The sequence below is a fragment of the Bacillus sp. NEAU-242-2 genome (assembly GCF_027853835.1).
GTDB lineage: Bacteria > Bacillota > Bacilli > Bacillales > Bacillaceae > Bacillus > Bacillus velezensis.
Genome location: NZ_JAPNNY010000001.1, coordinates 932,232 through 945,832, shown reverse-complemented (window position 1 = coordinate 945,832; position 13,601 = coordinate 932,232). Strand labels below are relative to the sequence as shown.

Here is a 13,601-nt window from a genome sequence, read left to right as displayed (position 1 = left end):
GGAGGGATCATGATGAAAGTATTTCTCATCGGAGCAAACGGGCAGATCGGACAGCGTCTGACCGGGCTGTTTCAAAAAGACGGCACGCATACGCTGCGGGCGATGGTCCGGAAAGAAGAGCAGAAAGAAGCGCTTCAAGCCGCGGGAACAGAAGCCGTTCTTGCAGATTTGGAAGGAAGCACGGAAGACATCGCGAAAGCCGCTGAAGGCTGTGACGCGATTGTGTTTACCGCCGGATCAGGAGGAAGCACCGGATACGATAAGACGCTTCTGATTGATCTTGACGGAGCGGCGAAAGCGATAGAAGCGGCAAAGAAAGCCGGCATCAAGCGGTTCATTATGGTAAGCGCCCTTCAGGCTCATAACCGCGACAATTGGAATGAAGCGCTGAAGCCGTATTATGCCGCAAAGCATTATGCGGATAAAATTCTTGAAGCGAGCGGTCTGACGTATACGATTATCCGGCCGGGCGCGTTATTAAATGATCCCGGCACGGGAAATATCAAAGCCGCGGCCGATTTAGAAAGAGGCTCCATTTCAAGAGACGATGTCGCCAAGACCGTTATCGCATCCCTTGATGAACCGAATACGTATGAAAAAGCGTTCGATCTGACAGCGGGCGGCACGCCGGTCAGTGAAGCGCTGAAACAATTATAGTTTCCGGTTTTACGGCACTCGGGGCTTTTTGCCCTTGAGTGTTTTTCTATATTTTTCTATAATAAAAGTGAACGTTTATTCCGGATAAATGAATGACTATTCATTCATTATATTTTTAAAGGGGTGGGAAAATGAATCTGGTTTCCAAATTGGAAGAAACGGCATCGCAGAAACCGGAAAAACCAGCTTGTCTGTTTCAAGATCAGTACATGACGTATGAGGAGCTGGCAGGTAAAATCAAAGCATTTGCAAACGGCTTGGAGGACAGGGGACTGAAAAAAGGGGATCATCTCGCGCTGCTGCTCGGAAATACGCCTGACTTTGTTATTGCGTTTTTCGGCGCGTTAAAAGCGGGAATTGTCGTCATACCTGTTAATCCGGCATACACACCTTCAGAAATCGCATACATGCTGAAAAACGGCGATGTCAAAGCGATCGCCGGCATCGACCTATTAATTCCCGTATTTGAAAGCCTGCACGGCTCGCTGCCGCTGCTGGAGCATATCATTATCAGCCAGACAGCAGAGAACGCTCCATCGACAGAAGACCCTCAATTGCGCTTAAAAATGACAACGTTTACAAAAATGCTCCGTCCGGCGGAGCGCAGCAGAACTTATCCGACATTGTCCAAAGACGATACTGCCGTCATTTTATACACCTCAGGGACGACCGGAAAACCGAAAGGCGCCATGCTCACCCATCAGAATCTTTTCTCCAATGCAAATGATGTCGCCGGATACTTAGGAATGAATGAGAAAGACAAAATTGTGGCGGCATTGCCGATGTTTCACGTTTTTTGTTTAACCGTTTGTATGAATGCGCCTCTGATGAGCGGAGCGTGTGTCTTAATCGAGCCGCAATTCAGTCCGGCTTCTGTGTTTAAACTGATTAAAAGCCGACAGGCAACCATTTTTGCCGGCGTTCCGACGATGTATAACTATCTGTATCAATACGAGCACGGCAAGGCGGAGGATTTTGCGTCCGTCAGACTGTGCATTTCAGGCGGGGCCTCCATGCCGGTCGCTCTGTTGCAGACGTTTGAACAAACCTTTGACGTCACCATTCTGGAGGGGTACGGACTTTCTGAAGCGTCTCCGGTTACTTGTTTTAATCCGTTTGATCGGGGGAGAAAGCCCGGCTCGATCGGGACGAATATTTTACATGTCGAAAATAAAGTCGTCGATACGCTCGGACGCGAATTGCCCGACCATCAAGTGGGAGAATTGATCGTGAAAGGGCCGAATGTGATGAAAGGCTATTACAAGATGCCCGAGGAGACGGAGCACGCGCTGAAAGACGGCTGGCTGTACACGGGTGATTTGGCGAAGCGCGACGAAGACGGTTATTTTTATATCGTCGACAGAAAAAAAGATATGATTCTCGTCGGCGGATACAACGTCTATCCGCGCGAAGTAGAAGAAGTGCTCTACAGCCATGAGGGCATTAAAGAAGCCGTGGTCATCGGCGTTCCTGACGCCAAAACGGGGGAAGCGGTGCATGCTTATATAGTGCCTGGGGACGGTGAGCTGACAGAGCAGGCTGTTTTTGATTACTGTGAAACACATTTGGCAAAATATAAGCGGCCGGCGGAAGTGGTTTTTCTTGATGAGATTCCGAAGAACGCGACCGGGAAGCTGCTGAGAAGGGCGGTCCGGGACATGCTTCCGAAATGACGGACGAAAAGCGAAGCCGGGGGCTTCGCTTTTACATGCTGATCCGGTCAGCTTTGCGATTCTTCCTTAATGATGCTTTGCACAAGCTTCGTATCATGCCGGGTCAGTTTGTAATACGTGTTTTTATGCTTGTACATCATATAATTGCCGCTTTCGAGCCACATACTGAATGAATCAAAACGGTCTTCATGGTATTTGACCGTTCCGTCGTAATCGGGAGACACGCTTTTGGTCAGTTTGACTTGTTTTCCTTGGTTCAAGATATCGAGCATATCTTTTACATTCTGCCTGTCTTTAATTTTGATTTCTTTTTTTCCGTGCTCTGACAGAATAATCAGATCTGCGTTGCTTGATGGAAACACATCGCCGGTCCGGCTGTATACATAGAAGAAAGCAATAACCAAAAGGGCGATTACTACAATAAACGCGATTATTTTTTTCATATTCATCACTCCGTCTTTTAGTCTTTCCCGCTTCCTGTTGTTCCATTCTTTTCTGTTGTGAAAAGATTAACATCCGTTTCGGAGGCTTGGTTCTATTTATTTGCATTTATGCTTACAATAGGAGTAAGTCATAAGGCTAAGGAGGGAGACTTCCATGCGCAAATGGATAGCGGCAGCGGGACTTGCCTATGTGCTGTATGGCCTTTTTTTCTATTGGTATTTCTTTATGACAGGAGACTCCGCCGTCCCGGAGGCCGTAAAGGGAACGAAAGCCGATCCGTCCTCGTTTATGGAGCCGGGCCGCCTGGCAGCCGCTGAAAACTTTTCAAATGTAAAGGATTTTTTATTTTTCATCGGAGCGCCGTTAGATTGGTTTTTATTTTTTCTGCTGCTCATTACGGGGCTTGCCAAAAAAATAAAGCATTGGCTGGAAGCAGCGGTGCGCTTTCGGGTGCTGCAAATCGTAAGCTTCGTATTTGTGATTTCACTCATCGTTACGGCGGCTTCGCTTCCGCTTGAGTGGATCGGATATCGGGTTTCGCTTGCGTATCATATTTCGACGCAGACAGCATCAAGCTGGATAAGAGACCATGTCATTGATTTCTGGATCAGTTTTCCGCTGTTTGCCGTGTGTGTGCTTGTGTTTTACTGGCTGATCACAAAGCATACAAAAAAATGGTGGTTTTACGCTTGGTGTCTTACTGTGCCGTTTACCCTGTTTTTGTTTTTCCTGCAGCCGGTCGTGATTGATCCTTTATACAATGATTTCTATCCGCTGAAAGACAAGGAGCTGGAAAGCAAAATTTTGTCGCTTGCCGACAAGGCCGACATTCCGGCCAGCCATGTGTATGAAGTAAATATGTCGGAGAAAACGAATGCGCTGAATGCGTATGTGACGGGCATCGGTTCGAATAAGCGGATCGTTTTGTGGGATACGACGCTTAACAAACTGAAGGATCGGGAAATTTTGTTCATTATGGGGCATGAGATGGGGCACTATGTGATGAAGCACGTGTACATCGGACTGGCCGGGTATCTGCTGCTGTCATTAGCCGGGTTGTATATCATTGACAAGCTTTATAAGCGGCTGTCCAAATTCTTCGGCCGAATGCTTCATATAAAGGGGCCTGAAGATCTGGCCGCCCTTCCGCTGTTATTGCTGCTCATATCCGTTCTCAGTTTTGCTTCTGATCCGATTACGAACGCCGTCTCCCGGTATCAGGAAAACGCCGCCGACCGTTACGGCATCGAGCTGACCGGAAACCGGGAAGCGGCGATTGAGACGTTTCAGGACTTGGCCGATACGGGACTGAGCCGGGTCAACCCGCCGTTTCTCGTCAAAATTTTCAGAGGGAGCCACCCATCGATCATGGAGCGGATTGAACATGCGGAAGAAGAAAAATAATAAAAAAACCGGCGGGGCCATGCCCGACGCCGGTTTTTTATGTTTTACTGAGCTGCCGCCTGTACGTTGATCAGCCCTTTTCCGTAGTAGAAAGCATCACCAAGTTTTGTAGTAGTGTTTTCTAAACTGCTGCGGACTTGAGTGTTTGTCCAGTTCGGGTGCTTAGAAAGAATCAAAGCAGCCGCTCCGGCAACGTGCGGAGATGCCATTGACGTACCATTGTACGCGCCGTATTTGTTTCCAGGAAGCGTGCTTTGGATAGAGACGCCTGGTGCCATGACATCAAGCTCAGAACCTACGCTTGAGAAAGATGCTCTTTGGTTGCTGCTGTTAACAGCGCCTACCGCAATGACAGAAGGGTATTTACCAGGGTAGCCCACTGTGCTAGAGCCGCCGGAAGTGCCTTCGTTACCGGCTGCCGCAACCACTACGACTCCGGAAGCAACGGCTTTGTCAACTGCCGCTTTTAACGCTGCAGAACCAGAAGGTCCGCCGAGGCTCATGTTAATAACGTCCATATTGTTTGCGATCGCCCACTCAATTCCGTTAATGATCCAGCTGTACTGGCCGGAACCGTCAGCGCCGAGAACTTTTACAGCGTAAAGAGATGCGCTTGGCGCAACGCCTAATACACCGACTGAGTTATTAAGAGCCGCAACTGTACCGGCAACATGAGTTCCGTGAGAGTTGTTGTCTTGGAAAGGATTTGTTTCAGAAGGAACCATGCTGGCTCCGCCTGCTACCTTTAAATCAGGATGAGAAGAATCGATACCGCTGTCGATAACCGCTACTTTAACATTTGATCCGGTGAAGCCTTGAGAGTGCAGAGCAGGGGCTTTAATCTGTGATACGCCGTAAGGCACGGACTGCGCGTACGCTTGTGCAACGTGATCTTCTTCAACGTAAGCGACGCTAGGGTCTTTTTTCAGCTCTTTTACAGCTTTTTCATTTAATGTAGCTGAAGCTGCGTCTACATATTTGAATTGCTTTTGCACTTTCCCGCCTTTTTCAGAAATGACATCTTTTTTCTTGGCGGCGCTCATCGTGCTCATTGTCTGCTTAAATCCGACAATATATTTCTTTTCCCCGTTTGATTTCCCTGCAGCCTGGGCAGAAGTCGTGCTGCCGAACGCCATCGTAAAGATTAACGCTAAAGCAAACAGCAAACTGATCCATACCTTTTTGCCTCTCACTCTTTATCCACTCCTTTTTTCATTTGCAGAATAACCAATAGACAGATTATTCTGTGGATTAATTGTATAGTATGGAATAATATTTTAGTAGACCCAATTTTTTTCAGTTTGTTTTATTTCTATTTAGGTATATCATCTCTCTTTCGTTTAATAGGAACCCGAAATATTTAAATTTTAATGGAAAAAACCGATGGAAGGACATGAGTATTTGTACACAGCCGCAATCGCTCTCTTGTTTACTGGGTCGAACGGTTTGATTCCATTTTTGGAAGCTGCGGCAAAAACAGGATAAATGTCACCTTTTGTTGAATGCAGAAGTCTGATGGAAACGAAAGCGGAATGAAATAAAGCGGCCGGCATGAATCAGTCTTTGGCTTTCTTGACGGAGAAAGCTGTGAAACCATTTTATGAAAATAATGATATTGAATATCATTGATACTTATATTGTCAATGATATAATTGCGGAAAAACGAAAGAGGGGGAACAGATGAAACCAATTTTCAGTATGCTGATGATCTTATCCGTTCTCTTCATAACGGCATGCTCAGAACAGGAACATGAAACCGCCGTCAGGCACGATCTGGGGACGGCGCATGTGGCTGCGCACCCGCAGCGCATCGCCGTATTGAATGAGGGCTTTATTGACACCCTCCATGATCTCGGCATAAAGCCGGCGGCCGCGGCGGATAACCGGAAAGAGCGAAACGACGGCAGTCCGTCCGTCGGGCCCCCGTCACATCCCGATTTGAAAAAGATCACTTCGTTAAAACCCGATCTCATCATTGCAGACTCAAGCCTGCACAGGGGGATATACCATGAGCTGACAAAGATCGCTCCGACAATCGCTTTGAAAAATGAAGCTGCGGATTATCAGGATGCGGTTGATGCTGCCCTTACCATTGAAAAGGCGGTCGGTAAAGAGGGCATCATAGAGAAACAATTGTCGGCTCAGGAAGAAAAGCTGAATGACATCAAAAGAAAGCTGGATGCAGAAGGCGGCACGATTTTATTAATTGACGCTGCAAATGGCAGCATTTCCGTAAAGGATGACCGGTTTTTCACATCCCGGCTTATGACGCTCGCAGGGTTTACATATGCGGTCCAGACAGATTCCGGCGGGAAATCAGGCGCTATCAAAATGACGCCCGGGCAGCTTTTGCATATCGATCCTGATTACATCGTACTATTGGACGGTGAGAAAGAACTCGAAAAAAATCACCTCTGGAAACAGCTGACTGCCGTAAAAAACGGCCGCGTTTACCGCGCGGACAGGGCGGTATGGACGGAGCGCCGGAGCATTGACGGTGCGGACGCCGTATTACATGATCTGCAGAAAAAAATGCTCGCCAAAAAGGCCCAAAACTAATTCGGGCCTTTTTGTTATGATTCTGATAGGTGGCTGCTTACATTGTAATCTTTGACGCGCCACTTATTTTCAATTCGTTCGATATTGCTCAGGCACGCATTGACAAGCTTTGCGTTTTGTATGTCGGTATCACCGTCAGAAATGGCGGACAAGAGGGCGTGAATGGCTGCGCCGTGAGCGACGATCAGTACTTTTTGCTCAGGAAACCGCTCCTGAACTTTCACTAAACCGGCAAGCATTCTGTCTGTCAGCTCTTCTGCGGTCTCCATGTTCGGGTAGTTTTTATCCGGGTAGCGCTTCGACCGTTCCGGTAAAGACATTCCTTCCGCATCACCGTAGCTCCGTTCTCTGAAATCTTCCATGACGACAATGGGAAGATTCAAAAAACCGTTAATAATGTCAGCCGTTTTTCTGGCCCGTTTCATCGGGCTTGAGACGATGACATCCCATTCGGACCCCTTTAAGTACTCTCCTGTTTCTTTCGCCTGACGCTCTCCCGTCGCATTTAACGGAATATCCGATTTGCCTTGAAGCTTCTTTTGGGCATTCCAATCAGTCTCTCCATGTCTTACTAAACAAACGGCAGTCATAAAGTCTCCACTCCGATCATTTTTTATCGATATCATCTATTATACTGCCGTTACGTTAACACTTCAAAGAGAAGCGCCAGTCCGACTCCGCCTCCGCTGCCGATCGCTGCTGCTGCATAGCGGGCATCAGGGCGTCTTTTTGCTTCATAAAAAAGCCGGGTGACAAGCGCCGCCCCGGAAGCCCCGTACGGATGCCCGACGGCCAGAGCGCCGCCCCGGACATTTATTTTAGAATACGGCACTTGAAGCTGCTGTGAAAAAACGCATATTTTGACGGCAAACGCCTCGTTGATTTCGTATATATCAATATCATCCGGTGACAGGTCCCGTTCCTTCAAAAGCTTTTTGACGGCATAAACCGGAGCTGCTGACGGATAATGCGGATGGACGCCGCTTACCGCGCTTCCGATAAAACGCAATCCCGGCTTTAAACCGAGAGACCGCGCTTTTTGTTCTTCCATCACACAAACTGCCGCCGCCCCGTCAGAAATTCCGCAGCTGTTGGCGGCGGTGACAGAGCCTCCGGACTGAAAGACGGGTTTGGCGCGGGCGATGAGAGGCGCCATGTTCCGCTTTTTCAGCATGTTTTCGTCAGCGGCGAATCCGTGGCAGGGGAGAATTTCCCGGCGGTACAAGCCGTCTTCGTGCGCTTTGACGCTCCGTTCATAGCTGAGAAGGGCATATTCGTCCTGCATCTTTCTCGTTACGCCGTAAGCCTGTGCCGTATACTCGGCCGCTATGCCCATATCAGGATCGCCGATGTGTTCAGGAGAAAAGCGCGCCCGGGATGAGAAAGGGGAAAGGCTGCTGCTCTCCGCTCCTCCCGCGATGTATGTGCTCCCCGCGCCGGCTTTAACAAAGTGGCACGCGATTCTCACGGCATCCAATCCGGAACCGCACTGCCTGTCGATGGCCGTACCGGACACGCTCAAAGGAAGCCCGGCGGCCAAGGCTGACAGCCGGGCGAGGTTCCCGCCGCGGCCCGTCGCGTTTCCGAGCAGGACTTCATCAATGTCTTCGGGCATGTTCCGGCTCAAATGTCGGATCAGCAGAGCTGCCAAATCTTCAGGGAGACAGTCTTTTAACAGGCCGTTTTCCCGGGCGAAAATCGTCCGCTTCGCATCCGTAATTACAGCTTCCATTCCATCATGTCCTTTGCCTGCTTTTGTACGGCGGCACGGGCGATCTTTCCGCCGGCTGTTTCCGGTATTTCTGAAAACAGCCATTTTTTCGGGATTTTATATGCCGCCAGCTGCTCGCGGCACTGTTTCTTCAGTTCCTTTACATTTGCATGTCCGTCGATCACCGCAACGGCGATGCTGCCCCAATAATCATCAGGAATGCCGATGACGGCCGCTTTTCTGACGCCCGGACAGCGGTTGAGCACACGTTCTATCTCTTCCGGGAATACATTCAGGCCGCCTGATACGATCATCCCGTTTTCACGTCCTTCGATATAAAGATAGCCTTCATGATCGATATATCCCATGTCATCAACCGTCATCCAGCCGGAATCATCAGGCTTTGCGCCGTTGATGTATCCGGAAAATTTCATCGGGCTGTTCACAAAAATCTTCCCCGTTTCGCCCGGCATGCAGCGTTCCCCGCCGGGCCGGCGGATTTCGATTGTAACATTTTCAAACGGACGGCCCGCCGCGTCAGGCTTTCGGGCGCTGTCTTCAGGCGATAAGAACGCCACGAAACTCAGCTCAGACGTTCCGTAAAAATCATACAGCCGCAAATGGGGATAGCGCTCTGACAGCGCTTGTTTAGACGAAGCGGGCCAGTCTGCACCGGAAGAAATCACCTTGAGCGGTGTATCCGGAAACGCCTCTAGTGAGAGCAGGGCGTCCGTCATTGTCGGAACGGTATATAGAACGTCAGCTTGTCTGAGCCGGTCTTTCATTCCGGCCGGATTGAATTTTCTTTGAAGGAGGACGGTTCCGCCGATAAACAAAGTGCTGACAGCGCCGTATAAAAAGTGTGATGAGCGCAGCGTGCCCGGCACCAGCACTTTGTCATCAGGGGAAATGCCGAATTCACGTTTCGTACAAGAAAAGCTCTCCAGCCACGAACGGTGAGAGCGGGTGAAGGCTTTCGGCTTACCGGTCGATCCCGAGGTGAATCCGGTATAAAAGGGCAGGCAGGCGTTTTTGATAAAAGCGCCTTCCGCTTTTTCCGCCTCGATCAAAGGCCTGCATTCATCCCACAGGATGACAGGCGTTTTGATGCCGTCCAGTCTGCCGCTCAGCCGGCGGTCACAGATGACGAGATCGGTTTTGCTGATGTGCAGCTGGTCCGCGAGTTCCGCCGCCGCCGAGCGGGGATCTAACGGAACCGCCGTGCAGCCGGCATGCGCCGCCCCTGCGAAAAGTTGTAAAAATGGGATGCCGTTCGGCAGTAATATTGCAATGTTTTCCGGCTTACCTGAAAGGCTGCCAAGCCAGTTTGCGGTTTGGTTTACTAGCCTGTTCCAAGTTTGATAGTTGATCTGTTCTGTTTCTGTCTGAATCGCGATCTGTTCCGGCGCTTGTCCGGCTGTATCTGAATATGATGATGTAATCATGATGACTAAAATCAGCTTCCTTTCGTCGGCAAAAGCCGGCTAGCTTGAAGAGTTTTTCTGATTCTTACGGCTGCGAATGAGGCTGCGGCCGCTTTAAGCAGATCTCCGGGCACATAGATGAGGCTGAGCTTTACGGCAGTCAAGATATCAATGTGCATCATAAAAGCCTGAACGGGAATGCCGATGACATACAAAAACAGCACGCCGAACAAGAACTGTCTGATAAACAAATGGGGGACAGCAGCTGAGCGAAGGCCTTGGATGCTGAGGCTCAGCAGTAATGCCGCCAGCGGATATGCGATGAGATATCCGGCGCTCGGCCCGAAAAAAACCCCGAAGCCGCCTCTTCCGCCTGAAAGGAGAGGCGCTCCGCATGCCACAATCAGCAAAAAAAGCAATTGGCTTAAAAACGCCGCTTTCGGTTTCAGGATGCTTCCCGATAAGAGCACACCGATCGTCTGGAGCGTAATCGGAACCGGCGTAAAGGATAAGAAAAGCGGCGGGAGCAGCCCCAAAAGTCCCATAATGGCGGTAAACACGGCAATATGCATCATTTCTGTCAATTTCATTATGTATTCCTCCAGCTTATCAAAATATGTTTATACAATAAAGCGAGTCTTTACATATGTCAACTCTATTATATTTTAAGTTAACAATAAAAAGACCGGCCCTTTATGAAAAAGGCCGGTCGGTTTATCTTTATTCTTCTGTAAGGATAACAAGTGAATCAACGGATGATGCAACGTGGGAAACGGCGCGGCTGACTTCTTGAAGGCCGCCGAGAAAGGCCTGCAAATCAACGTCGATTTTGCCTGTCTGGTCTTTGCTCGTTTTCATGCTTTGGACGATGTCATCAAACAGACGGTTGATCTGCGTCATTTTTTCTTTCGTTTCGCTTACAAGTCCGTTTACATCTTTAATATGTTTGGACACGATGTTGATTTGTGTATTGGTATTGTTCACAAGCTCTGATACGGTGGAAACGGTTTTTTTCGTATCCTCTGAAAGCTTCCTTACCTCCGTCGCCACAACGGCGAACCCTTTGCCGTGCTCCCCGGCTCTCGCGGATTCTATTGAAGCGTTGAGTGACAGGAGATTCGTTTGCTCGGCGATCCCCGTCACGATGCCGAAGATTTTTTCGATCTGTTGGGCGATGTCATTCAGCTTGTCCATTTCTTCTTCAATCTGCAGAAGGCTGGCGTCGATTTTATTCATCTGCTGCTGCTGGCTTTCAAGCTCTTTTTTCCCGCCGATTGATTTTTCTTCGACATGTACGGAAGTGACGGTGCCGGCTTTTGACGCCTCGGAAATGCCCTCGGATTTATCGACCAGTTCCTGCACGGCTCTGCTCGTTTCTGAAAACAAATCAGCGAGTGATCCGGATGTTTCCTGGATTTTCTGATGAAGGCGGGCTTTCTTTTCCTCTTGTTCGTCACGCTGGCAGTTATATTCAGTCTGGAATGCTTCAAGGACGAGCTGCTGTTCAAGATTCAATATTTTCGTCGTCGCTTTGATCGCTTTTAAAAGCTCATGCAAATCCGGAATGGTTGCTTCATATATGTTCATCATCGACAGAAGCAGATCCTGAAACGCTCCCATATACCATTTCGGTTCAAGGCCGATCCGCAAGTGGATGGAAGCGATGCGCTGTCTTTTTTCAATGAATTCATCATCAATCGTGCCGGCGAACATCTCATGGATATGACGCCGTAATGTTTTTTTCAGTCGCTCAACCGTGCTGTGGTCGTTAATGATCGTCATTAATGATTTTTCGTGATCCAGATTTCGGTAAAAGGAATCGACGATTGTTGAGATATGTTCTTTAATTAACGGCTGCAGCTCTTCAAGCACATGAAGTTCTTCGTTTCCGAGCCTGACCATTTTCAGCTGTTTTTGGACATCTGCATATTGATTTGAAAGCGCGATGCGTTTTTTTCCATCGGCTTCTGAAAAATATGCTGTTTCTTTTTTGCGGTCTTTTTTAAATAACAATATAAGTTCCCCCAGATATTCTCTTTTTCTTTTTATCGGTTTGGAAGGAACTTGAATGAAGGAATCTGATAAAAATATTTTAATGCGGAAAAAAATAAAACCATTCGTACAGAATGGTTTAGTCAATCTTGGGTGAGACGTTTCAGCGGCTTGATGGCGGGACCTTCGGCAACCCCGCCGTCGGGTGTGAACCGGGACCCGTGACATGGACAGTCCCACGTCCGTTCGCCGTCATTCCATTCAACCTCACAGCCTAAATGGGTGCATGTCGTATCGACAAGATGCAGACAGCCTTTTTCATCTTTATAGGCGCCGGCCCGTTTGCCGTTTACCGTTACGATTTTTCCCTCCCCGGGCCCAAGACTCTCAGGTGAAGCGTCCGGCCTCTCAAGTTTGCCCGAGATAAGGTGTTTGGCCACGTCGGCATTATAGGAAATCAGTTTTTTCAGTCCGGGATCTGCGTGGAAGCGTGACGGAATAAACAGGCCGGAAAACGGGTTCTTTTTGTTTTGAATATGATCAGCCAAAAGCTTCGCGGCGAGCGCTGAGCTTGTCATCCCCCATTTTTTAAAACCGGTCGCCGCCAAAATATGTTCTTCATCGCCTGAGATGGGACCGATGAACGGAATTTTGTCAATGGTGACAAGGTCTTGTGCAGACCAATGATATGGGATGCTTTCAACTCCGATTGTGTCTTCCGCAAATTGTTTCAGCGCTTCGTAATGCCCGGACATTTCTTTTCCTTGGCCTGTTTTGTGGCTTTCACCGCCGACAAGCACCAGTTTTTCACCGTTCAAATCGGTGTATCGCAGTGATCTGGACGGCTTGTCTATGCTGAGATACATCCCGTCCGGATACGCTTGTTTCGGTTTTACCGCGAGTACGTAGGATCTGCTGGCATACATTCTGGCGGCATAAAGCCCGCCTCCGTCATAAAAAGGAAAGTGGGAAGCGCAGACAATGTAGCTGCACTTGATGCCGTGTCTGTTTTTCGTGACCACTTCCGGCTGCGGTTCTTTTTTTATGTCGATCGCAGCCGTCTGTTCAAAAATCCGCGCCCCGTTTTTAACGATCTCTTTCACGAGCGCCGCACCATATAAAAGCGGATGGAATTGCGCCTGATTCTTCATGGCAAGGCCGAGCCTGCAATCAACGGGGACGGGAAGTTCTTTCACAAGCTCATGTTCAATACCGAGCTTGGTATAAGCTTCCTGCTCACTGCGGATTTTTTTGACGCCTGATTCTGTATTCGTGTAAAGATATGCGTCTTGTTCAATCAGTCTGCAGTCAATCGAAAGGTCCTTGATGATCTGCTTCATGTCTTCCATGGCGCGGAGATGGGCTTCGAAATACAGCCTTGCGCTGGTCAGGCCGATCTGCTGAATAAGATCGGCATAGATGAAATCATGCTGGGCGGTGATTTTTGCGGTCGTGCCCGCGGTCGTCCCGTTTAAAATCCGGTCTGCTTCAATGACAGCGACACGGAAACCTTTTTTCGTCAGTTCGTATGCCGTTGTCAGACCCGTAATTCCTCCGCCGATAACCGCAACGTCGCATTCCGTATCTTCAGTGAGGGCGGGAAAGGAAGGAATGTCAGCTGTTGCTTGCCAATAGGAAGCCGGTTCCTCGTTTGAAAAAGTAGTCAATTCAGATTTACCTCCTCTGTTGTATATTCTTAATTTTTCCAATAAGACTCTGTTCATACATGAAATTCGT

12 protein-coding genes and 1 pseudogene are annotated in these 13,601 nt (G+C 48.8%); 4 read left to right on the top strand and 9 right to left on the bottom strand.

Annotation, left to right across the window (positions count from 1 at the left end; all coding sequences use genetic code 11):
* The first annotated feature begins 12 nt into the window (after positions 1-12).
* Positions 13-657 carry an SDR family oxidoreductase gene (locus OWN49_RS04090; RefSeq protein WP_172615142.1) on the top strand — a complete coding sequence of 215 codons (645 nt, stop codon included), beginning with the start codon at positions 13-15 and terminating at the stop codon, positions 655-657.
* Positions 658-788: 131 nt separating this feature from the next.
* Positions 789-2,330, top strand: coding sequence for a fatty acid--CoA ligase family protein (locus OWN49_RS04085; RefSeq protein WP_007409202.1), 1,542 nt, complete (start codon positions 789-791; stop codon positions 2,328-2,330).
* Between the two features lie 47 nt (positions 2,331-2,377).
* On the opposite strand, the gene OWN49_RS04080 is transcribed toward OWN49_RS04085, so the two are convergent.
* Positions 2,378-2,773 carry a hypothetical protein gene (locus tag OWN49_RS04080; protein WP_048368015.1) on the bottom strand — a complete coding sequence of 132 codons (396 nt, stop codon included), beginning with the start codon at positions 2,771-2,773 and terminating at the stop codon, positions 2,378-2,380.
* 154 nt (positions 2,774-2,927) lie between these two features.
* Here OWN49_RS04080 and OWN49_RS04075 point away from each other — a divergent pair, with 154 nt between their 5' ends.
* A complete protein-coding gene (locus tag OWN49_RS04075) occupies positions 2,928-4,178 on the top strand; it encodes a M48 family metallopeptidase (RefSeq protein ID WP_077722017.1) in 1,251 nt (416 codons plus the stop codon).
* A 44-nt stretch (positions 4,179-4,222) separates the two neighbouring features.
* Here the strand turns inward: OWN49_RS04075 and OWN49_RS04070 are convergent, their stop codons facing one another.
* On the bottom strand, positions 4,223-5,371 hold the full coding sequence (locus tag OWN49_RS04070) for a S8 family peptidase (RefSeq protein WP_077722018.1): 1,149 nt from the start codon (positions 5,369-5,371) through the stop codon (positions 4,223-4,225).
* Positions 5,372-5,858: 487 nt separating this feature from the next.
* On the opposite strand from OWN49_RS04070, the gene OWN49_RS04065 reads away from it, so the two are divergent.
* Positions 5,859-6,737 carry an ABC transporter substrate-binding protein gene (locus OWN49_RS04065; RefSeq protein ID WP_015388471.1) on the top strand — a complete coding sequence of 293 codons (879 nt, stop codon included), beginning with the start codon at positions 5,859-5,861 and terminating at the stop codon, positions 6,735-6,737.
* A gap of 14 nt (positions 6,738-6,751) precedes the next feature.
* On the opposite strand, the gene OWN49_RS04060 is transcribed toward OWN49_RS04065, so the two are convergent.
* The 7 genes and pseudogenes from OWN49_RS04060 to OWN49_RS04035 form a co-directional block, all read right to left on the bottom strand.
* Positions 6,752-7,327, bottom strand: a complete 576-nt coding sequence (locus tag OWN49_RS04060) for a histidine phosphatase family protein (RefSeq protein WP_007610462.1) — start codon at positions 7,325-7,327, stop codon at positions 6,752-6,754.
* A gap of 50 nt (positions 7,328-7,377) precedes the next feature.
* A complete protein-coding gene (locus tag OWN49_RS04055; protein ID WP_176283231.1) occupies positions 7,378-8,469 on the bottom strand; it encodes an acetyl-CoA C-acyltransferase in 1,092 nt (363 codons plus the stop codon).
* Positions 8,457-9,893: an acyl-CoA synthetase gene (locus tag OWN49_RS04050; protein WP_077722021.1), complete on the bottom strand. Its 1,437-nt coding sequence runs from the start codon at positions 9,891-9,893 to the stop codon at positions 8,457-8,459. Before OWN49_RS04050 ends, OWN49_RS04055 begins: the two co-directional genes overlap by 13 nt.
* Before the next feature lie 11 nt (positions 9,894-9,904).
* On the bottom strand, positions 9,905-10,462 hold the full coding sequence (locus OWN49_RS04045; protein ID WP_003155185.1) for a biotin transporter BioY: 558 nt from the start codon (positions 10,460-10,462) through the stop codon (positions 9,905-9,907).
* A 130-nt stretch (positions 10,463-10,592) separates the two neighbouring features.
* Positions 10,593-11,108 (bottom strand): methyl-accepting chemotaxis protein, encoded by a 516-nt coding sequence (locus tag OWN49_RS19500; RefSeq protein ID WP_369719112.1) that lies wholly within the window; start codon positions 11,106-11,108, stop codon positions 10,593-10,595.
* Positions 11,109-11,351: 243 nt separating this feature from the next.
* A pseudogene (locus tag OWN49_RS19495) lies at positions 11,352-12,092 on the bottom strand (protoglobin domain-containing protein); the annotation flags it as partial.
* On the bottom strand, positions 12,008-13,531 hold the full coding sequence (locus tag OWN49_RS04035; RefSeq protein ID WP_077722022.1) for an FAD-dependent oxidoreductase: 1,524 nt from the start codon (positions 13,529-13,531) through the stop codon (positions 12,008-12,010). The gene OWN49_RS04035 and the pseudogene OWN49_RS19495, both read right to left, overlap by 85 nt.
* Between the last annotated feature and the right edge of the window lie 70 nt (positions 13,532-13,601).

Coding starts and splice junctions, on each gene's coding strand:
- OWN49_RS04090 (WP_172615142.1), top strand. CDS start 13: ATGAAAGTATTTCTCATCGGAGCAAACGGGCAGATCGGACAGCGTCTG.
- OWN49_RS04085 (WP_007409202.1), top strand. CDS start 789: ATGAATCTGGTTTCCAAATTGGAAGAAACGGCATCGCAGAAACCGGAA.
- OWN49_RS04080 (WP_048368015.1), bottom strand. CDS start 2,773: ATGAAAAAAATAATCGCGTTTATTGTAGTAATCGCCCTTTTGGTTATT.
- OWN49_RS04075 (WP_077722017.1), top strand. CDS start 2,928: ATGCGCAAATGGATAGCGGCAGCGGGACTTGCCTATGTGCTGTATGGC.
- OWN49_RS04065 (WP_015388471.1), top strand. CDS start 5,859: ATGAAACCAATTTTCAGTATGCTGATGATCTTATCCGTTCTCTTCATA.
- OWN49_RS04060 (WP_007610462.1), bottom strand. CDS start 7,327: ATGACTGCCGTTTGTTTAGTAAGACATGGAGAGACTGATTGGAATGCC.
- OWN49_RS04055 (WP_176283231.1), bottom strand. CDS start 8,469: ATGGAAGCTGTAATTACGGATGCGAAGCGGACGATTTTCGCCCGGGAA.
- OWN49_RS04050 (WP_077722021.1), bottom strand. CDS start 9,893: ATGATTACATCATCATATTCAGATACAGCCGGACAAGCGCCGGAACAG.
- OWN49_RS04045 (WP_003155185.1), bottom strand. CDS start 10,462: ATGAAATTGACAGAAATGATGCATATTGCCGTGTTTACCGCCATTATG.
- OWN49_RS19500 (WP_369719112.1), bottom strand. CDS start 11,108: ATGAATAAAATCGACGCCAGCCTTCTGCAGATTGAAGAAGAAATGGAC.